General features: G+C 64.3%; 9 protein-coding genes and 1 pseudogene. 5 read left to right on the top strand and 5 right to left on the bottom strand.

What is annotated here, in order from left to right:
* Positions 1-110: 110 nt before the first annotated feature.
* The 5 genes and pseudogenes from NOCYR_RS08955 to NOCYR_RS08940 form a co-directional block, all read right to left on the bottom strand.
* Positions 111-1,541, bottom strand: a complete 1,431-nt coding sequence (locus tag NOCYR_RS08955; protein WP_148280576.1) for a hypothetical protein — start codon at positions 1,539-1,541, stop codon at positions 111-113.
* A gap of 15 nt (positions 1,542-1,556) precedes the next feature.
* Positions 1,557-1,721, bottom strand: a pseudogene (locus tag NOCYR_RS30985) (HNH endonuclease); the annotation flags it as partial.
* A gap of 281 nt (positions 1,722-2,002) precedes the next feature.
* Positions 2,003-3,433, bottom strand: a complete 1,431-nt coding sequence (locus NOCYR_RS08950) for a serine/threonine-protein kinase (RefSeq protein WP_014350036.1) — start codon at positions 3,431-3,433, stop codon at positions 2,003-2,005.
* A gap of 41 nt (positions 3,434-3,474) precedes the next feature.
* Complete coding sequence (locus NOCYR_RS08945) at positions 3,475-4,113, bottom strand: hypothetical protein (protein ID WP_048833201.1); 639 nt, start codon at positions 4,111-4,113, stop codon at positions 3,475-3,477.
* Positions 4,110-6,101 (bottom strand): N-6 DNA methylase, encoded by a 1,992-nt coding sequence (locus tag NOCYR_RS08940; protein ID WP_048833200.1) that lies wholly within the window; start codon positions 6,099-6,101, stop codon positions 4,110-4,112. The genes NOCYR_RS08945 and NOCYR_RS08940 overlap by 4 nt, the downstream gene beginning before the upstream one ends.
* 164 nt (positions 6,102-6,265) lie before the next feature.
* Between NOCYR_RS08940 and NOCYR_RS29690 the strand changes: the two genes are divergently transcribed.
* The 5 genes from NOCYR_RS29690 (at position 6,266) to pglZ (ending at position 21,548) form a co-directional block, all read left to right on the top strand.
* Positions 6,266-6,439, top strand: coding sequence for a hypothetical protein (locus NOCYR_RS29690; protein WP_158430146.1), 174 nt, complete (start codon positions 6,266-6,268; stop codon positions 6,437-6,439).
* 274 nt (positions 6,440-6,713) lie between these two features.
* Complete coding sequence (pglW, locus tag NOCYR_RS08930; protein WP_014350032.1) at positions 6,714-11,198, top strand: BREX system serine/threonine kinase PglW; 4,485 nt, start codon at positions 6,714-6,716, stop codon at positions 11,196-11,198.
* Positions 11,195-14,824 (top strand): BREX-2 system adenine-specific DNA-methyltransferase PglX, encoded by a 3,630-nt coding sequence (gene pglX, locus NOCYR_RS08925; RefSeq protein WP_014350031.1) that lies wholly within the window; start codon positions 11,195-11,197, stop codon positions 14,822-14,824. Before pglW ends, pglX begins: the two co-directional genes overlap by 4 nt.
* Positions 14,824-18,732 (top strand): BREX-2 system ATPase PglY, encoded by a 3,909-nt coding sequence (gene pglY / locus NOCYR_RS08920; protein WP_014350030.1) that lies wholly within the window; start codon positions 14,824-14,826, stop codon positions 18,730-18,732. Before pglX ends, pglY begins: the two co-directional genes overlap by 1 nt.
* Positions 18,729-21,548: a BREX-2 system phosphatase PglZ gene (pglZ, locus tag NOCYR_RS08915; RefSeq protein ID WP_014350029.1), complete on the top strand. Its 2,820-nt coding sequence runs from the start codon at positions 18,729-18,731 to the stop codon at positions 21,546-21,548. Before pglY ends, pglZ begins: the two co-directional genes overlap by 4 nt.
* The last annotated feature ends 45 nt before the right edge of the window (positions 21,549-21,593 follow it).

Raw genomic sequence — 21,593 nt, 5'->3', positions numbered from 1 at the left:
AGTGCTTTTCCTAGCAGCTTCGAAATGCTCATGCATAACCGATCAAACCTACCCGACCGCTTACCTGAGCCACATCAGCCGTGGATCGTGCCGCCAAGCGTCCATGCCTCTCACCATAAAGTCGGAGGATCACCGGGCTCGTCCATCAGCTCGTCAGTGGGTGGTGGGGCGGGGTCCTCCCCGTACGGGGTGAACATCTCCAAAATTCGACGCGCCTCCGCCTCATCGCGTCTACTGCGTTCCGGATCCTCTTCCCATTCGACGGTGCTGAACAGCCCAGTGTGCGTCCAATCGTCGATCAGGTCGTCCGGCAACTCGTCATTACTGAATGCTACATCCGCTGCGCTGTAGAGGATGCGGAGGTCTCTCTCCACGATCTTGTATTTGGTCGGGTATTCGTATAGCCTCCGATGAATCGACTTATCCTGTGAATACTCGAGGGCTCCCAAATAGTAATCAATATCGAGTCGGAGCAGATCATTTAGGTCTTGCAACTGGGAGGCAGTGAGTCCAGCAACAACGATGGCAGCGACGTTGTATTGGCGAATCATGTTGGCGAAACCAGGAACGGACAGACCTTCCCGCAAGCCGGCCCCATCGAAAACCTTCAATGCGATCTCGGCCGGGGACAACCCTGCCCGATTCATCTCCCATGTGGAAGGAGAAAATGCTGCAGTAGCAGTAAGCTCGCGGCGATACTCCGGAACAACGCGCAACAGCCTTCGGAATACCTCCTTCTCGATCTGCATGGGAACGACCTGAACCTCATCGAAATGCAATACGACCCTATGCAGGGTCATCGAGATGGGTTGCTGCCGCGCGGCGACGTCCTCCGCCCTGGATCCTGACAGCTCGTCAGCGAAGTCCGCCAGATCCAGCTCGCGCCGGCTTCCCAGGCGTGCATACTCAAACATGGCTTGAATCGGACTTTTTGGTTGCCCGAAAAGCCTCGCCGATACCTTGATTTCGGTCTCCGAAATACCGACGATCACGCCTAGCCCCGTGTATACAATCGGCTCTCTCTGAGCCGCATTTAGATCGGTCGTGGCCGTAGCGGTGGTCAGCCACTCAGGGTCGAATCGGATCTTCACCCTTCGGTCGCCGAGCGTGAAAGTCAGATATGGATCCTGTGCCCACGAACCGGTGATCGGCCGCGGAGGACGCCCTGGCGGGTTCACCACCCACATGGGTCCATCGAAGGCAACCGTCAGACCCTGCGTCAGCACATCAACATTCTCGACATCGAGCTGCACTGCCTGCTCATTCCAGTTCTCGAAGATCGGCTGAATGCGGTGCACGAACATGCCCACTGCGGAGCGCTGACCGTTGAATGGTCGCGTCGGATCCAGTCCCACCTCATTCGCAATCGTATGTAGACCAAGTCCGTCTGTCTGCATACTTATGCGCGGTAGATTGAGGTAGTCGACGCTGCTGTAGCGGGCATTCCAGGATCGGCCAGCCTTTCGCAGCACTGCACACCAATGCTCATGCACCGCCTTCAATGTGCGCAATTCCTCGGCGCCCACCTCGGTCTTGTCCACGATGTCGTGACAGCTGGGGCACAGTAGCAACAGGTTTTCTACGGAATTCCGTTCTTCCGTGGACATCCCAGGATCAGCGCGTGGGCCCGCATCCGAAAGGGCGTGGATATGTGCAGTCTCCGCAGTGGGTACCGCCCCCGCAACGCCGACGTCGAGCTCGCGGCGGCACCGATAACACATACCGTTCGCCGCCCGCCAGAGCTCGCGCTTTACAGAGCCCTTGACCTCGCCACTACGCCCCATGCACACCCCTATCCCGACAATTCTTGTGCTGCAGAGGATCCGATGAACCCACCAACAGGTAGTCAGGTGAACCCCCCATGCGGCACAGCATAGCCACCGCAGCGCGACTCGGCCCCGGCACGCCTGAACTCGAGCCAGAAACCTGCCGATACGCAGTGACTGTACAGGCGCTTTCCTCACAGTCGATCGCAACCACGCGCAATCGCGATTCTTCGACCCTAGGGGCCTTCGATACTCCTGATCAACGCCGCCAGCTCGATGACGCGACGATCCTGCTCGCCGTACCGAACTGCCATCTGACTGTGCAGATGTCGCAGGCGGGCGATGGCGGCGTCGACATCACCGTTTCGCACTTCGCAGATGGCCAGACTCCGTTGACAGAACATGACCTGATCGTCGTACGGCCCACGCTCGGCACCGATGTCATCGACGAGGTGCCGATATACCTCGGCGGCACCCGCGTAATTCTCGGTTTCGAATCGGAGTTGGGCGAGCCGCAACCGAGCCTCGACCACATCCGCATCTCGGGAACCGAACAAGGTAGCGGCGCGTTCCACCGCGGATTCCAGCTGCCTAAGTGCCGGGTCGTAGCGTGAGTCATCCGCGAGGTCGCCCGCGCGCTCGACTGCGCGTTGCAGGTCCCCGCGGCTGAATTCGACCGTTACCGCATCCCCTTCGGGCGCGTCATCTGGCTCCGAGACCACTGGAGCACGTACCGCATCGGGCGCGCTGACAGCTGGCGACCCGGTCACACCAACGGCCTTCGCATACATCAGAGCAGGACCGCGCAGGTCATTGATCTCCGGAAGCGCACCCAGGTCGATCGCATGCCGAAGCAACACAGAATGCACAGTGGCGGCGTCCTCAGGCCGCTGGTCCGGCGACTTGGCGAGCATGCTCATGATGAGCCGTGCCATATCGTCCGGTACGTCCGGGCAGATCTCCTGAATCTCGGGGGAGGGCAGGTGGACCTGATTCTGCCACAACGCATATGGCGTACTGCCGGTCATGACTCGATCACCGGTGAGGAGTTCGTGCAGCACCAGACCGAGTGCGTAGAGGTCGGTTTGCGGGACAACCGATCGACCTTCGACCTGTTCCGGCGCCATGAATGCGGGCGTCCCGAGTGTGTGGCCGGTGCTGGTGTAGCGGCTCATATCGGCGTCGAGGGCCACAGCGAGACCGAAGTCGAGGACCTTCACGGTCCCGTCAGCGCACAGCATGAGGTTCGATGGCTTCAGGTCGCGGTGGTAAATGCGGTGCCGGTGGGCAGCCGCGAGCACTGCCGCCACTTGCGCACCGAGTGTGGCGACGACACCCACTGGTAGCGGCCCACGCCGGGCCAGCAGTTCGCCGAAGGTAACACCTTCGATGAACTCCATCACGAGGTAGGGGCGCTCGGGGCTATCCGGAACACTGCCGGCATCGTGGATAGTCGGCAACCCGGGATGGTGCAGCCGCGCCATCAGTTCCGCTTCCCGGAAGAAACGCTTTGTCCAGTCAGGGTCGGCGTTGAGTCCCTGCTGGGTGAACTTGACGGCGATCCGGCGTTTCAGATGGCGATCGAATCCCTCGTAGACCTGCCCCATCCCGCCGGAGCCGATCTCCCCGATGAGCTCGTACCGATCTCCGACGACCTGCGGTTTCACCGCCGCTACCTCCGTGAGTCCTGATGAGCCGATACGCCGCGCTATTCACCAGGGTCTGGCTGCAGCGCGCCCGTCGCCAGTCCTCGGATGCCCGTGCGCACCAATTGTTCAATGTTCGCACGTCGGCGGCGCCAAGACGCTTCCAGCTCGCACAATCTCGCGTATGCGACACCGTAGCGGCGTTGCTCGGCGAGCGGAACGCGCGGAACCTCGATCCCGTACAGATCAACCGGAGAACCATCGTCGGTATCGATCGCTCCGCGGAGCACGCATGCGAGAAAATGCGGATCTAATGTGTCGGGATTACAGCGCACGAGGTGAATCCCGGGGCCTAGCAGAATTCCACCGTCTGTACACACACTGATCGCGGCACCCACCCCGACAACGACGGCGATGTCCCCGGACCGCACGGTGACGGCTCCGGGGGTATCGGCGGAGCCATATCTCGATGGTGGTCGGCCGAGCCGAACGTCCTTCACCGACAACATGGGCAGGTCGCCGTTGTCGGACGCGAGTGTCGGCGGTGACAGGTACACCGTGACAGCCTCCGCCTCTACCAGATCCTCGATCTGGACCGAACCGTAGGATCTGAGACTCGAGCGCAGGGCGGGCGGAACCGTCATCGGGTGTTCGAGCAGCGCGGTGCGCAGCATGGCGTAATCGTCCCAGTGGTCGGTCACCGTCGCACCGTCCCGCGCTCGTCGGAGCCCGGAACTATCGCCCCAGCGGTGAATCCAGTCGTCATGAGTTCCGCGACGTGTTCGGCGGCTGTACACGCGCGGCTTGCGGCCGTGCGAAGCCGGAACAGCTGACGGAATGCCACACCATATCGTTGCTGGTCCGGCATTGACAGCACGGGCAGCCGCAGACGACTGGGATCGAACCGAATGGTCGAGGTTCTTGTGGCAGAGACGTTCTCGGCTCCGGTGAGAAACCCCGCGACGAACCACGGGTCGAGTACGTCGGTATCGAGACGCAGCGCGTGCACGTGCGGTCCGAGGACCACGCCGGCATCCTCGGTTCCGGCGACTCGTGCTGTGCGGCCGGCACGTCGATCACTGCGGACCGCCGGAATCAGAACATCGCCAGGCCGGATTTCGATGATCTCGGCCGGACGCACAGACGCAGTGGTGGCCGATGCGGGATTTCCAGTCGCCACATCTGGAGCCGTCAGCACCGGCCTGACGTCGGTCGGCACGGCACGGTCGGCAGCTTCTGGTCGGGCGCGAATCCATTCGAGTTGACCGTGCGACACCAGGTCCGCGACCGTCACCGAGCGCCATGCACTCCCCGCTCGTCCCGACGAGCCGGTCAGCTCCGACGTCAACGAGGTCAACTCGGTGGCAGCGGTGGCGAGGCTGTTCACAGCCTGTTCGACCTGCTTGGAAACCACTTCCGCGTCCATCGACGATCGCACATACCGGGCCGGTGTGAGATCAACGATCTCGTCGAGGACGTCGACGAGCCGAACCACTGCCGCCACGCCGGATATCTCGGCCCGGTCGTAGTCCCCCATATCGAAAGCGCGCCAAACAGGTACGACGTCTGCGGTCACTCCGCCCCATTCGGCCTGGTCATCGGTCGAGGTACTCGTTGATGATGTCGCGGTGTCCATGAAGAGCACGGCATCCGGCACCTCGCTATCCGGCTGCGGACGGCGCAAGACCCAGATCTGCAGCCCGATATGCCATGGCTGCGCAGCGCCCGGAGCCAGACCGATCACTGCTCGCAAGGCGCCGGTCCGCACGAGATTGGCGCGAATCTTGCGTCCGGAGGGCCGTGTCGACACCGCCGGCGGAAGCAACAACACCGCGCCGGCCCCTGGATGCAAGTGCGCGAGGGCGTGCTGCACCCAGGCGAGTTCTGGTTCACCACGGGGCGGCAGACCGTAGTCCCATCGTGGATCCAGCGCGAGCTCACCGGAACCCCAATCACGTTGGCCGTAAGGAGGGTTGCATAGCACGGCGTCGAACTGGCGACCGGCGAAGGCATCCGCGATCAGACTGTCGCCTTGCCGAACGTCGGCATCGAGGTCGGTATCCGCCTCGATCATGAGCCGGGTGCGATCGACTTGGATCTTCGACAGGTCTTGACCGTGCAGCTCGGTCGCCCCCGCTTCAGCTGCCGCCAACAGCAATGAACCGCTCCCGCACGCCGGATCGAAGCAACTTCGGAGCTCGGGACCGGTCGATGTCTTCGACAGTGCCGCCATGAGCGCCGCGATCTCAGGGGGCGTGGTGTACACCCCAGTCATGGGAGAGCTCTCCATCGCCCGCTCCGCCAAGGTGTCGATCGCGGTCCGAGCCCCATCTCTCTCGGCAGTCCGGGCAACCGCGTCCACTACCTCCGCGGCGAAGCTCGAACTACGACGATTCGCGCCGCCGACGGACCAACCGTCAGCCGACTTGCGCAATTCCGTCATCACCTGCGCGATAAGCCGGGGTTCCTGCGAGCGAACCAGGGTACGCAGGTCCGTCGCCGGGGAATCCGGCACGGTGAACCCGTGGTCGAGCAGCCATGACCGCACCTGCTGCAGGTCGAACAGCGGGCGCGAATCAGTGCCGGCAACCGCTGGCGGAAAGTCGTCGTGTCGACGGCGCCAGTTGCTGACGGTCGCGCGCGTAACGCCGGCGAGCCGAGATACCTCGGCCGCACTCACCTCCGACATACCGCCTCCTCTGTGGTCCCCACCGGAAACCTTCGCCGCGCTGTGAGCAAAAATCAACTCCCAGGCCTGATTGACATTGCTTTCAGTTATTCTTAGAGTTTACATCGACCACTCGATCATGCCTCAGCGAACGACCAGATAGGCGCGCCATGGATCACAATCGCATGGGACTTTCCGAACACGACGGGCTGGACAAGGCGCTGACTGCCGCGTCGGCGGACGCCGCGGCGCGCAACAACATCGTCTTCGACGACGGCAAGGTGGCCATACAGCGCGGTCCGGCACGCGAGGCCGTCGACAAGGTCCGGGCACGACTGGGGCTGCTGCCCGATCAGTAGACGTGATCGGTGAGCCGCGAAACACAAAGCGGAGTCGCGCCGATCCACCTCTAGATGACGGCACGCTACCCATCGGACGGCCGAAGATCGGCAGGTCGACCGATGGATCGGCACACCACCTGGGCAGGCTACTGTGGCTGCGGCAGATGGGGCCGTATCGGCGGTAGATCGCTCGGTACGCACGTACCGTACGAACGGTGTGGACATCGCACGGTCGATCGTCCTTCGCGAAGGTCGAGAGGCGTACGAGACTACGAGGACAGGACGCGCATCTATGGACGAGGGTCGGTGGACAACGGTCACCGAGTCGAGTTTCGAGCATGAGCGCCGGGGGCTGGAGGCGATCCGGACGCAGCTGCCGAATGTCGATCCGTGGTACGCCTGGTCGAACTTCACCTTCACCGCCAAGACCGGGCACATCCGTGAGGTCGATCTGTTGGTGATCGCCGCGAACGGCGTCTACATGATCGAACTCAAGGACTGGAGCGGCCGGCTCACCAGCGAGGGTGGGGATTGGGTCCAGACCACCACGCGCGGCGATCGCCGGTTCCACCGGAACCCGCTGCACCTGGTGAACCAGAAGAGCAAAGAGCTGGCCGGCCTGCTCGGCGACAACGGCGCCCGCGTTTTCCTGAGCTCGGCGGTCTGCCTCACCAATTCGGGGCTGCGCTTCGATCTGCCGACAGGTGACCGCGCGAGCACGTACACGGTCCGGGAGTTGATCGATCGGCTGCACGCTCCGGTCCGCGACATCAAGCACACGATCAACGCCCAGCGTGCGCGGGCGATCAAGAAGGCACTGGAGCAGATCGGCATCCGGCGCAGCGACGCGGACTTCACCGTCGGCCCGTATCTGCTGGAGCGCAAGCCGCTCGACGCGGGCCCGACCTGGCAGGATTATCTGGCCGTTCACACCGAGCTGCGGGAGCCCGTCCGAGTTCGCCTCTACCTGCGTGAACGCGGCGCCGATGAGGAGGCCCGCAAGTCGGTGGACGCCGCCGCTCGACGAGAAGCCGCAGTGCTACGCAGGTTCCGGCATCCAGGGGCCGTGCAATTGGAGCTGTTCGACCCGTCGGCCCATACTGCGGGACCGGCGCTGATCTTCCGGTACCACCCGGACACACTGCACCTGGACGATTACCTTGCCCGCCACGGCGCGTCACTGGATATCGGTGACCGCATCGAACTAGTGCGACAGCTCGCGGAAACCTTGCGGTCGGCGCATTCGGCCCGGCTGTATCACCGGGCACTGGCCGCTCGTTCGATCCATGTCGTTCCGCGGCCGGGAGCCGGCGAGGCGCAGCGGTGGCGCTCACCGCGGCTGCAGATCTCGGACTGGCAGGTTGCTACCCAACGTTCAGCCGGCACGGCGCTGACGATGACCCGGCATGCCCCGACTCTGCTGTCGGCACACCACCTGTCCGCCGGTTCAGACGCCTATCTCGCGCCCGAAGTGTCCGCGCCATCGCCCGACCCCATCGCCATGGATGTCTACGGTCTGGGCTTGCTCACCTATCTCCTGGTGACGGGTCGCGCTCCCGCGGCAACACAGGCGGAACTGCTGGCCCGCTTCGAGGCCGGTGAGGACCTGCGTCCGAGCGCACTGGTCGACAACCTGCCCTCCGATGTCGATCTCCTGGTGGCAGCGGCGACGGACTATCGACCGTCGAAGCGGCTCACCTCCATGGATGAGTTCCTCGAGTTGGTCGAGGATGTCGAGGAGTCGCTGACCGCACCCGCGGAAGAGGAGGTCGTGACCGAGGAGAAGGACCCACTGGACGCTGTCCCAGGCGATGTGCTTGCCGGCCGCTGGCTGGTGCGCCGCCGCCTGGGCACCGGATCGACCAGCCGCGCCTTGCTCGTTCGCGATCTGCAGGCCGAGACCGACAAGCGGGGCGCCAAAACCTATGTGGTGCTGAAGATCGCGCTCTCCGACGACCGAGCCGACCTACTCGAGCGCGAGGCCGGCGTGCTGCGTGGCCTGCGGCGACATTCCGGTGTGATCAATTTGGTCGATCCGGGTGTGCTGGTACTCGGGGGGCGCAAGACGCTGGTCCTCGAGTACGTCGGCGACGAGCAGGGCCTGGACCAGGACTCGGACCACCGCACCGAGGCGACCGTCGCCCGCGAGCTGCGCGACAACGGTCGCCTTCAGGTCGGGCGCCTGGAGACCTACAGCGACTACCTCTTCGCTGCCAGCGATTTCCTCGAGGGCGAAGGCGTCTGGCATCGCGACCTGAAACCGGACAACATCGCGATCCGCGTGCGTCCCAACCGAACCCGCGAACTCGTCCTCATCGACTTCTCACTGGCGGGGTACCCGGTACAGAACACCGATGCGGGCACAGACGGTTACCTCGACCCGTTCATCGGTACCCTAACTCGCAGCGTCTACGACGCCCAGGCGGAACGCTACGCGCTGGCCGTGACACTGCACGAGATGGCGTCGGGCGAGTTGCCTCGATGGGGTGACGGCAGCGTATTGCCGCGCCAGCTGGACCCCGCGGAGTTCCCATATCCGAAGATCGCAGCCGACGCTTTCGACGCTTCTGTGCGTGACGGTTTGGTCGCCTTTTTCCGGAAGGCGCTACATCGCGATGCAGGACAACGCTTTTCGGATCTGAAGCCGATGCGCGATGCGTGGCGCAAAATCTTCCTCGACATGAGTCGCTCGGTGCCGTCCCGACCGCTCAGCTCACATCCGTCAGAGCCCGTCGATGTCGATGAGGTCTCGCCGGAAGATCAGCGCCGCCTCATCGCCGAGCAGGCGACCGTCGAAACCCACCTGTCGCAGGCGGGCCTGACCGCTGCCACCGAGCAGTTCCTCTATGGGTTGGGCGTGAACACGGTCGGTGAGCTGCTGGATTACGGCCGAGGCAAACTGATCAACGCACCCGGCCTCGGCGCTCGCGCCCGCCGCGAGATCCAGGACCGGCTGAAGGAATGGGGCCGTCGCTTCGGCAAAGAGGAGCCCGCACCGCTCACACCGCAAGCACGGAAGGAAGCGAAGCAGGAACTCGACGCCGCTGAGGCCGATCTGGGCGCCGGCCTGCTCCGCACGCTGAGCCTGGATACCCTGGCCGCTCGATTTGTGCCGGAGCGCAATAACAATGGCTCCAATGCCAGCAAGGTCGATGCGGTGGCACGACTGTTGCGCATTCCCGGTGCGGGCGATCTCCCCGAACTGGATGCGTGGCCGACCCAATCGTCGGTCGCCGAATCCCTGAATCTGACCTCGGGCCGGGTCGCGCAACTGCTGAAAGCTCAACGGCAGCAGTGGAAGAAAGACCCCGCAGTCCAGGCTCTCCGCGACCAGGTGCTGGAGCTGCTCGAGGAATTCGGACGGGTCGCGGCGGCCACCGAACTCGCCGATGCGTTGGCCGCCCGGCGTGGCACCCGGCTGGACGACCGAGCTCAGCGCCGCGCACTGGGTCTGGCTGCCGTGCGCGTCGTGGTCGAGGTCGAGCAGCTGACGCCGGATGAGGCGGCCCTCTACACCGCGCAGAAACGCGATTCCGGCGCCAATCCGGTGGTCGTGCTGGCACTCGAGGCGGGCGAGGAAGCCGGCCCAGGTGCCCCGGCTGCACCGGCGCTGGCGAATTACGCCCTTCGCCTGGGCAGAACCGCTGATGCATTGGCTGCCCAGGAGACACTGCCGACGGCCGCGACCGTGTTGGATCGGCTGGGCGCGATCGAACCTCCCGCGGGCACTTTCGCCTTGGACGAGCGGCGCCTCGTGCAGGTAGCGGTCAGCGCGTCGCGCAACGCCGCCGTGACACCCAGGCTCGAGATCTATCCGCGCGACCTCCCGTTGGTGCGCGCCGTCCGGCTGACCCAGGCCGGACTGCTGACCCTCACCCCCGGAGTTCCGCTGAAGCAGCAGACCGGGCTGCGGGCCGAGCGCGTCTTCGAGCGGATCCTGGCACGATTCCCGGAGCTGGTCATCGCGGGAAGCGACCGCGATGTACCGACCCCGGAGCTGACGAAAGCGCTGCGCGAGGCCGGATTCGACCTGGTGGTGGCAACCCACCCCGAGTCCCGCATCCAGCGCTATATCCCCGAGCACGCCGACCTGCAGTCCAGCTATACCGCGCACGCACCGCGCTGGTCGACCGCCGTCAACAGCCACGCGGCCGGTAGCTACTCGGACGATCCGGACATGGCCAAGGCCGCCCGCGCCGAGGAGCTGCTGACCGGTGCCGCACCACGGGACGGATTCCGGGTACTCACCTCCCCCACTTCACCGACCTCAGCCACCCCCGCTGCCATTCGCGAACTGCGCGAGCGTTTCTCGGTGCGCCCGATGTCGGCGACGGCATTGTTCCTGGCGAACATGCACGATCTGGTTCCTCCGGGCACAAAACCCACCTGGGACACCATCCTGCGCGCCGATATCGCCGAGCCGGGGTCGCGCGCTGCCTTGAAGTTCAGTGAGTACGCGCGCACCGCGTGGGGCCGCATCGAAACCGAGATCGCCGACAATATCGCGGGAGACGGCCCACTGCTGCTCACCGACACACTCGTGTTCGCCCGCTACGACGCCATGGGCGTCCTCGGCCGCCTGGCTGAACAGGCACGACGCGGTAAGGGCGGCCTGTGGCTGCTGTGCCCGCAGTCCGATCCCCTCCGCCAACCTCACCTCGGCACCGAAGCGGTGCCGTACCAATCCTCCCTCAACGAATGGATCCAGTTGCCCGAAGCGTGGATCCGCAATATCCATCGCACCAGCGCCTCGACCGACACAGGAGTAACCGCATGATCGACCGCGCCGCACTGCTCGCCGACCTGAAGAAGCAGGTGGTCGCGGTCGAGACCGACCTCGAGAAGCAGCTGGACGTGCTGCCCGAGGTCAAAGCACGCCTGCACGACGAATGGGCCCAAGCCCGCAAACTCAACCGCACCGCCGCCACCGAGTCCTCGTGGCTTGGCGAGCGCGTCACGCAGGTCGCCGTCGCGTGGGTCCTCGGCACCGTCTTCGTCCGCTTCTGCGAAGACAACCACCTCATCGCCGACCCCTACCTCACCGGCCCCACGGACGACCGTCGCGAACTCGCCCACGCCCGCTACGACGCCTACGTCGAGACCGATCCCGACCCGACCTACCGAGGCTGGCTCGAGAACGCCTTCGCCGAACTCGGCGCCGGGCAAGCCGGAAAACTCCTCTTCGACCCCAACCACAACGCCCTCTACCAGATCCCCGTCTCTCACGACGGCGCCCGCGAACTCATCGAATTCTGGCGCACCCGTGACGAACACGGCGTCCTCGTCCACAACTTCACCGACCCTCTTGACGAAGACGGCATCAACGGCTGGGACACCCGCTTCCTCGGCGACCTCTATCAAGATCTCTCCGAGGACATCCGCAAGAACTACGCGCTACTCCAGACCCCGGAGTTCGTCGAGGAGTTCATCCTCGACCGCACCCTCGAGCCCGCGATCCGCGAATTCGGTTACGAAACCATCCAACTCATCGATCCGACCTGCGGATCGGGACACTTCGTTCTCGGTGCGTTCCGGCGGCTGACTCAGCGGTGGGCCGATGAACAACCGACGAAGGATCGGCATGAACGCGTCCACGCAGCGTTGAACTCGGTGCACGGGGTCGACATCAACCCGTTCGCTATCGCCATTGCCCGCTTCCGTCTGTTGGTAGCCGCCATGGCTGCCGCCAACGTGCGCACGCTGGCCGAGGCCGCGCGATACGAGTGGCCGATCAAACTGGCGGTCGGTGACTCGCTGATCAAGGCACGGCAGCTAGAGCTCACCTTCGACGGCGACCACCGGGACCCGCTGGCCGAATTCTCCTACGCTACCGAGGACGTCCACGACTACCCGGGAATTCTCGAACCAGGTCGGTACCACGTCGTCGTGGGAAACCCGCCCTACATCACCGTTAAAGACAAGAACCTCAACGAGCTGTACCGCGGCCTCTACAAGTCTTGCTCCGGGTCGTACGCACTATCCGTTCCATTCGCGGAGCGGTTCTTCGAACTCGCAAGACTTGGCCAACACGACGGGCACGGATTCGGTCGAGTCGGGCAGATCACCGCAAATTCCTTTATGAAGCGCGAGTTCGGCACCAAGCTGATTGAGGAGTACTTTGCTCAAACCGTAGAACTCACCGAGGTCATCGATACTTCCGGAGCGTATATACCAGGCCACGGCACACCGACAGTAATCCTGATTGGCACGCGACGTTCCGGCAACAGCCGCAGCACGACCGTTCGAACGGTACGAAGCGTACAGGGTGAACCACGGGCTCCCGAGCGTCCTGAGAATGGACGGGTCTGGAGTGCAATTGTCGAGCAAATCGACAATCCCGGAAGCGTCAGCCAGTGGGTTTCAGTCGATGATCTTGAGCGAACCCGCTACTTCAACAAGCAGCCATGGATCCTCCTCGACGGCGGTCTTGAGATGGTCGAGCGTCTGCATGAATCCGCAAAAGACAAGCTTCGATCTGTCACCACCGAAATAGGAACAGGCGCCATCACGCGTGAAGATAGCGCGTACATGTTGGGCAACGGTTGCTTGAGACGCAAGGGAATCGAACCCGACTACCGACGCGCAATCGTCGAGGGCACTGAGGTCCGGGATTACTCCATCGCTGAGGCCACCGCGTCGTTGTGGCCATATTCTGAATCCACCCTCAAAGCGCAAGCCTCAGAACGGGTCACGCGGGCTTTGTGGCCACATCGAGTTATTCTTCGCAATCGGGTAGCTTTCGGTAAATCCCAGGTCGCACGCGGACTTACGTGGTTCGAATACTCGATGTTTTTCACCGAGAGGTACAGGAAACCACTCGGCATTCCCTTCGCCTTCGTGGCGACGCACAACCATTTCGTGCTGGACCGGGGCGGGAAGGTGTTCAAGCAGTCCGCGCCGGTGATCAAGTTGCCGGAGGGGGCGAGCGAGGAGGAGCATCTGCGGCTGGTCGGGCTGCTCAACAGCTCCACCGCCTGCTTCTGGCTCAAGATGGTGAGCCACGACAAGGGTAACGGTGGCATTGGCGGTGGCATCGCCAGTGAGTCATGGGAGAAGTTCTTCGAGTTCACCGGCACCAAGCTGCAGGATTTCCCCCTCCCGGGCAGGTACCCGGGGTCCCTCGGCGAAGCCTTGGACTCGCTCGCGGAACAGCTGGCGGAGACGCAACCTGCGACCATCACATCGAACGCCACGCCGACCGCGGAAACTCTTCGAAACGGCAAGCGCCGCTGGGAGTCCATCAGGCGGAAGATGATCGCACTTCAGGAAGAACTCGATTGGCAGGTCTACGGGCTCTACAGCCTGCTGCGGGATGACCTGACAGCAGTCAAGGACGAGATTCCGGAAATAACCTTCGGAGAACGCGCATTTGAGATCGTATTGGCGCGTAAAGCGGCGCGTGGCGAAGCATCTGGTGAGTGGTTCGCTAGGCACGCCGCGCAGCCTGTTACGAGCCTTCCTAACCACTGGCCCGACACGTACCAGAAAATCGTCCGTCGACGTATCGAAGTCATAGAGTCCAATCGCGCTATCGGGATGATCGAACGGCCGGAGTATAAGCGTCGCTGGGCCACGGACGGCTGGGAGGCCTTACAAGAAAAGGCGTTGCGCGCATGGCTGCTCGATCGCATGGAGTCATACGATCTGTGGTTCGGCGACACCGGCCAACCCCAAGTACTCACGTTGTCCAGGCTCACCGACCGTCTCGCCGCTGACGAAGACTTCGTCTCCGTCGCTGCCCTGTACTCCCCCCGCACTGATTTGGCGCAGGTCGTGGCAGACCTGATCACCGACGAGCACGTCCCCTTCCTGGCCGCCCTGCGCTACAAGCCCTCCGGCTTGAAGAAGCGCGCGGATTGGGAACACGTCTGGGACATGCAGCGCCAAGAAGACGCGATGCCCGACGGCCACAACAAGAACAAATTCCGCGACTCCATCCCGGTCCCACCCAAGTACACTTCGGCGGACTTCCTGCGCACTTCCTTCTGGCAGGCGCGCGGCAAGCTCGACGTGCCCAAGGAACGCTTCATCTCCTACGGCTCCGCCAACGTCGCCACCCCTGAACTCTACGGTTGGGCGGGCTGGGACCATCGCGAGCAGGCCATGGCGATCGCCATCTACCTCGCCGAACACAATCTCTCCACCGAAGAGATCACTCCGTTCCTGGCAGGTCTGCTCGAGCTCCAGCCTTGGCTGGACCAGTGGCATAACGAGGTCGACCCGAATTTTGGCATCGCGCCCTCGACCTTCCTCGCGGGTGACCGCCGAGACCGGCAAGACGAACACGGCCTCACCGACGACGATCTCCGCAACTGGCGGCCGCAGCCCGCGACCCGAGGCCGCCGCGCCACCACCAAACGCACCACGAAGAAGAAGTCCGCAACGGCGGAGGGGGACAACTGATGGACCAGCGCCCACTGCTGCGCGACCTCATCGACATCAAGGAACACGTCGCCGGCTCGGACTACGTCCTCACCCTCGCCGATGCGGTCACCGAGGAAGGCTCCACGAAAGCTGTAGAGGACTATGTCCTCACCGACCGCCTACTCGGCAATTTCGACGAAGCTCTCGCGCTGATCAAGTCCGCGCTCGACGGGAACACCTCCAAGCCCGCGTTCCTGCATGGCTCGTTCGGTGCCGGTAAGTCGCACTTCATGGCGGTGCTCTACGCCTTGCTCTCCGGCAACCCGGTGGCCCGTTCCCGCGGCGAGTTCGATCCGGTCATCACCAAGCACGACTGGCTGCTGTCGGACAACAAGAAGTTCCTGATGGTGCCGTATCACATGATCGACGCCAAGGCGATGGAGCAACGGGTGCTCGGCGGCTACGTCGAGTTCGTCCGCAAGAAGCACCCGGAGGCACCGATTCCCCCGGTGTATCGCACGGACGCCCTTTTCACCGACCTGCGGGCACTGCGTGCCTCGATGGGCGAGGATCGTTTCCTTGCTGTCCTCAACCAGGATCAGGCCGGCGAGGACGACGAATGGGGTGAGTCGACCGCGTTCTGGACTACCCAGAAGGTCGATACCGCTCTGTCGGCATCGGAATCGCATGACGGTGGCGGCCTGAACCTGGTGAATCCGACCACGCCGCCGGAGCTGCGCGCCAAGTTGGTGCACGACGCGGGCACCCATCTGCTTCCGGGGTTCGCTCAGCGCGCCGCCGAGGACGAAAGCGGATTCATCTCCCTCGATGCCGGCCTCAGCGTCATTGCCGCGCACGCGAAGTCGCTCGGCTACGACGCGATTATCCTGTTCCTCGACGAGCTGATCCTCTGGCTGGCCAGCCTCATCCACGACGAGAAACGCGTGGCGCGCGAGGCCAGCAAGATCACCAACTTCCGTGAGGGTGGTGATGCTCGCCGAGCGATCCCGATCGTCTCGTTCATCGCCCGCCAGCGCGACCTGCGCGAGCTGGTCGGTGAAGAGCTCGCGGGTGCTGCGGAATCGGCGATCCAGGATGCGCTCAACCATGCCTCCGGCCGGTTCGACCTGATCAGCCTCGAGGACCGCAACCTTCCACAAATCGCTCATGCTCGATTGTTGAAGCCGCGCGATGCCGCCGCGCGCGCGGAGATCGACGCCGCGTTCGAGAAGACCAAGAAGCTCGGACCGAAGGTGTGGGACACCCTTCTCGGTTCCGACGAGAGCACCACCGGCGCCGACGAAGCGTCGTTCCGGTTGAGCTACCCGTTCTCCCCCGCGTTCCTCGACACGCTGGTACATATTTCGGCGGCCCTGCAGCGTTCTCGCACCGGCTTGAAATTGATGGGCCAGCTTCTCGCCGACCACCGCAACGAGCTGCGCCTCGGCGATCTGGTTCCGCTGGGCGATCTCTACCAGCAGCTCACCCGGGGCGGTGACCGGCCGTTCGTCGCCGACAAGAAGGTGCTCTTCGAAGCCGCCGACAAGCTGTACAAGACGCGGCTGCGTCCGTACCTGCTCAGCTCGTGCGAGGTCACCGAAGACGACATCGACGCCTACCTCAACCGGCGCGAGACCATCACCGATCCGAAGCTCGCCGGCAACTGCAAGAAGTTCGTCGGCCAGAACCGTCTTGCCTGCACAGTGTTGCTCGCGGCACTCGCACCCAGCGTTCCAGCATTGCGCGACTTGACCATTCGCCGCCTCGGCGCGCTCAACCACGGTTCGATCACGACCATGATTCCCGGGCGGGAAGAGGGCGTGATCAAGGATATGATCGGCGAGTGGGCCGCTCGGTTCCCGGAGATCAAACTCACCGGTACCGACGTAAATCCCGGTGTGCGCCTCGAGCTGTCCGGCGTGGACGTGGAGCTGGTGCTCGCCAACGCACAGGTCAACGACAACCCATCGAACCGGCTCGCACTCGCTCGCGACCTCCTCGCCGAGGAATTCGGTCTCGATCGCGCCAACGGCCGGTTCGATGCCGATGAGCTGCGGTTCGTCTGGCGCGGCTCGAATCGCACCGTGGAAGTGATCTTCGGCAATGTCAGCGACGAAGACGCCCTGCCCAACCATGATCTACAGCCCACGTACGAGGGGCTCTGGCGGATCGTCGTCGACCTGCCCTACGACGAGGGCCTGCTCGGGCCGGTGGAGGACGCCGACCGTATCCGGCGGCTCAAGCAGGAGCAGGGCGGCAACCATCCACGCACGGTGGCATGGTTGCCGTCGCATCTGACCAAACCGCGCTGGGAGGATTTCCGGCGCCTGCTCGTGGTCACCAAGGCGCTCGCTGACCCGTACCGGTTCGATACGCAATACGCTCAGCATCTCAATCCCGACAATCGGGCCAGCGCTAAGCAGCTATTGGAGTCCCAGCGCGAAACCCTGCGCAAGCGGGTACTGGCCACGTTCAAACAGGCGTACGGCTTGGCAGAACGCAAACCCGACGATGTGACCAACGATTTGGACCAGCTGTTCCACCCGCTGCCCGATATCGATGGCCTCACCATCTCCATCGGCCAGTCGATGCACGACGCCATCCGCACGCTGGCGGGCAAACTCCTCGCCCACCAGTTTCCGGAGCACCCGAACCTGGACCCGGACGGCACCGGCACCGCCGTCAAGCCCACCGATGCGAAAACCATTCTCGCGCACGTGAAAGGGGCAGCCGAGGCGCGCGATAACCGCTTCGAGGTTCCAGCGAAGGACCGTGCGCTCATGCGGCGGGTGGCTGAACCCCTCGGCCTGGGCCAGCAGAAGGAGGCGTACTTCGAGCTGTCCAGGCGGTGGGCCGACCACTTCCGCAAGTCGGCGCAGAACGCGGGCAGCACCGGCGACTTGTCGGTGATCTCGCTCGGCGACTGGATCGACTTGCCTCAGCCGCGCGGCCTGGAACCACACATCGCCAATCTCGTGATCGCGTCCTTCGCTGAAATGGACGACAGGATCTGGGTACGTGGCGGCGTGCCGATCGACACGCCCGAACTCACCAAGATTCACGCCGGGGACGCGCTGCGCACCCAGCCGCTACCGAGCGAATCGGATTGGGACACGGCCCGAAATCGTTTCGAAGTGATCTTCGGCGAGAAGCCGCCGACACTGCGACGCGGCGGGCCGGTGCAGCTGTTCGCCCGGCAGATCAGCAGCTCCGCGACGAAGTACCACGACGCTGCGACCCGACTGGTCGAACAGTTGGAGAAGCATGCCGAGTTCCTCGGGCTCGACGACAACGAACCCAGCGGGCGGCTCGCGCTCGCTCGTCGCTCGCTCGCCCTGTTGTCGGCGCTCGTTTCTACCGGTGGCGGCGGCTCGGCGGGCGCCAAGAAGACCGTTGAAGCGCTCGCCCACTTCGACCTCGCCGAGGTGAACGCGGACCGCTATGCCACCTCGATCAAATCCGCCGAGAATGTGATCGCGGCGCTAACTCATGCTGCCTGGCGAAATCTCGAACAAGCCAGTTTGCTCGGACCCGAAGGCGCCGCACTGCTGGACTCTTTGCGGAACGTCGCCCGATCCGACCAGCGCTCCGCCGATCTGGCCGACGCGCTGCGCAGCACCGATGCCAAGATCACCGCGCTGACGACCCGCAAACTCCGTGAGGAGGACGAGCGCAAGCGTAGGGAAGCATCTCCAACACCGATCTCACCGATATCCGAGGGGACCACGAGACGCACCGCCGAAGCGGATGATGTCGACCTCGGGACCCGAACGAGCAATCCGCCGCTCGATGGCAGCACACCGCAGAGCACGCGGTCCAGGCGTCGGTCCGGCAAATACACCACAACTGCTCGTGATGCGGTGGCCAAGTTCTCTGCCGAGGTGGCCGAGCTCGCCGAGCTGGAACCCGGCGCCTCGGTCGAAATCCTGTGGCGGGTCATCGAATGACCGGTACCACCGTCACAACCGCGATGCGACTGTCGAGAACGACGGTCGCCCAGTACCTCTCCTCGCACAAACGGCTCGCCGAGGTTCTCGGCGCCCCCGGTGACCCTGTCACGCTGCTGTTACGCGGTGAACCCGAGTGGGAGGGAGACCCGGTCCTGACCCTTGCCGATGGACGGCGCGCGCGGGTATCGGTCGGCACTTCCCCGCTGTCGGTGCATGAAACAGTCCTGGCACATGCTCGGGAGATCGCGCCCGATCCGCGTGTGCTGGTGGTGCTGACCAGTGTCGAGGAGCACGACCTCGATCCGGCCATTCTGGTACGGACCCACCGCGGGCGCGTGCACACCGTGGACCGTTGGGACATCGTGCGGGAAACCTTCGGTGCCACGGCGGTCGACCCCTTGCTCAAACGTGACGGGTGGGCGTGCGAGGCGCTGCTAGATGCGGCCGGCGCGCACGGGTGGCCGACGGCCCTTGCCGGCGGTGTCCTCTCCCGTGTTCCCGCTCTCACCGCGCTCGCCACTCGCCGACTGGGCATTCGGGCCGAGGTCGACCGGATCGATCCACTCAGCCTGCTCGAATGGTCCCAGCGTCCGGGCGGTCCGCAACTGCTACTGGATCTGCGGGCGCCCGAACGAGATGGGCTCATCGGCTTCCTCAGCGAAACGGAGCAGTCCGGTGCCACCGGGGCGATAATCACTGCCCTCGTTCGCGCCGGACACGGGCCCGAATCGGTCGCCTACGGACTGGTGTGCGCAGCCCTGTGGCAGCATGCCGCCCCGGACAATGCGGTGTACCAAGCGCGTGGGCGTGTAGAACGTTGGCTCGGTGAACATCCGCCCGCGGTGGGGCAGGGGCTGGACCGGATGCTGGCAACCTTCGGCCGCACCTGCGAGGACTACATCCGTGATCTGCTCGTGAAAGCGCGCTCCTCGACCGACCTGCACGACGAAGCCGACGAGGCGGCTCGGCATGCGCGCAAGATCACCGATACCGTACTCGCCGAAGCCGATCTCCTGGTGCGCCAGTTCGGCGCAGCAACGGCGGCCGAGCACAGCCCCCTGCTCCCCGCGGGTCTCGAGGCTCGATTCACGGCCGCGGGCCAGGCACTCGGTGGCGGTGTGAGCGACGATATCGATAAGGCCGTGATCAGGCTGCGTGAGCACGACCTCGCCCCCGACCACCGAGTTCGAGTCGGTCGAGTTCGGATGGCGCAGCGCCTCCACCGGTGGTTGCGCACCAACCCCGACCCGACCGGCCGAAGTGTCGCCGAAGCTCTCGACCAGCAGATGCGCGACACCGCATGGGCCGATCGCGCCATCGATTATCTGGAGGCGGGCGGTGACGACGACCCCTCGCTACGCATCGCGTACCACACGCTGGTGACAAGAGCTCGCGAAATCCGCTACGAGTTCGATCGAGAGTTCGCGACAAACTTCGCGGTGTGGACCGAATCGGGCAGCTCGCCGGGGGAAATGTTGACCGTCGAGAGCTTCCTGCATCGCGTCGTTCGGCCGTTGGCCTCCGATCATCGTGTGCTGCTGCTGGTTGTCGACGGCATGAGCGCCGCGATCGCGACCGAGCTGGCCGGCGAACTGCGCGGAACCTTCGCCGAATACGACCCATTGCCCGGCACCGGCACCCCCTATCGCCGGTGCATGGCCGCGGCATTGCCGAGCCTGACCGCGGTATCGCGTACCTCCCTGTTCGCGGGCAAGCTGATGAAAGGTGACCAGAAAACCGAGCAACGATTGTTCCCACAACACCGGTTCTGGGGTGCGAAGCGAGCCCAGGTCTTCCACAAGAGCGACCTGCGCAGCACACCGGGTGAACGATTCGGCGCCGACCTCGGTGCGGCACTCGCCGACCCCGATTGCCATGTCGCGATCGTGCTCAACACCATCGACGACCGACTCGCCAAGGAAGCCAAACTCGACGACTCCGGCTGGGAGACTCGCGAAATCGGAGATCTGCGAGCGTTGATCTCGGTGGCAACGGCCCAGGGCATGGTTGTGCTGATCACCAGCGATCACGGCCACGTCATCGACCGGCGCGGAAAGTCGGTCGAAGCGGAAAACATCGAGTCGGCACGGCACCGCCTGCCACTCGGCGAGTACGACCGCCTGGCCGAAACGGAAATCGCCCTGCACGGACCCCGCGTCGTGTGGCCCGAATCCGGTGCGTCAATCGTTGCGCTGTGGGATAACGACTCCCGCTACAGCGCGCAGAAGGCCGGCTATCACGGCGGCGCCGCACTGGCTGAGATCACCATTCCGGTACTGGCGTTCCTGCCCTTCGGCGCCCCGCCACCTTCTGGATGGCGCGAGCTCGGCGATCAGCGTCCCGCATGGTGGCGCGACAGCGCCGAAGCACTGCCGCAGGCGAGCGCCGCCGCGGCAGCTCCGACAACGCGGGCTCGTGTCGCCGGCAAGGCCGCCGAGAAGTTGACCGCCCAGATCACGCTGGATATTCCATTGCCTAGCGCCCAGCCTCTGTCACCACCGACTAGCGCCGCCGACGGGCTGATCAACGGACTGCTCAGTTCTGAGATCTTTGCCACGCAACTCGAACAGCTGGCGCGTAAGCCCACTACCGCCAAGTTGGAGAAGGCGATTCGAGCGCTCTTCGACGGACCACAATCGACGACCGCACTCGCCCAGCGTGTCGGCGACCCACCGGCCCGGGCCGCCGGCTTCGCCGCGATACTCGGACAACTGCTCAATGTGGACGGAGCACAAGTGCTCGAGGTCCTTCCGGATGGACGCACCCTGAAGCTGAACGTAGCGCTGCTGCGGTCGCAATTCGGTCTGCGCTGACCGTGCGGGTGGCGCCGGACCTGGTCCGACGCCACCCGCATGGAT

The organism is Nocardia cyriacigeorgica GUH-2, assembly GCF_000284035.1.
Classification (GTDB): domain Bacteria; phylum Actinomycetota; class Actinomycetes; order Mycobacteriales; family Mycobacteriaceae; genus Nocardia; species Nocardia cyriacigeorgica_B.
Note: the sequence above shows the minus strand (reverse complement) of the source record. Positions and strands in the feature narration are given on the sequence as shown.

Coding starts and splice junctions, on each gene's coding strand:
- NOCYR_RS08940 (WP_048833200.1), bottom strand. CDS start 6,101: ATGTCGGAGGTGAGTGCGGCCGAGGTATCTCGGCTCGCCGGCGTTACG.
- NOCYR_RS29690 (WP_158430146.1), top strand. CDS start 6,266: ATGGGACTTTCCGAACACGACGGGCTGGACAAGGCGCTGACTGCCGCG.
- pglY (WP_014350030.1), top strand. CDS start 14,824: ATGGACCAGCGCCCACTGCTGCGCGACCTCATCGACATCAAGGAACAC.
- pglX (WP_014350031.1), top strand. CDS start 11,195: ATGATCGACCGCGCCGCACTGCTCGCCGACCTGAAGAAGCAGGTGGTC.
- pglW (WP_014350032.1), top strand. CDS start 6,714: ATGGACGAGGGTCGGTGGACAACGGTCACCGAGTCGAGTTTCGAGCAT.
- pglZ (WP_014350029.1), top strand. CDS start 18,729: ATGACCGGTACCACCGTCACAACCGCGATGCGACTGTCGAGAACGACG.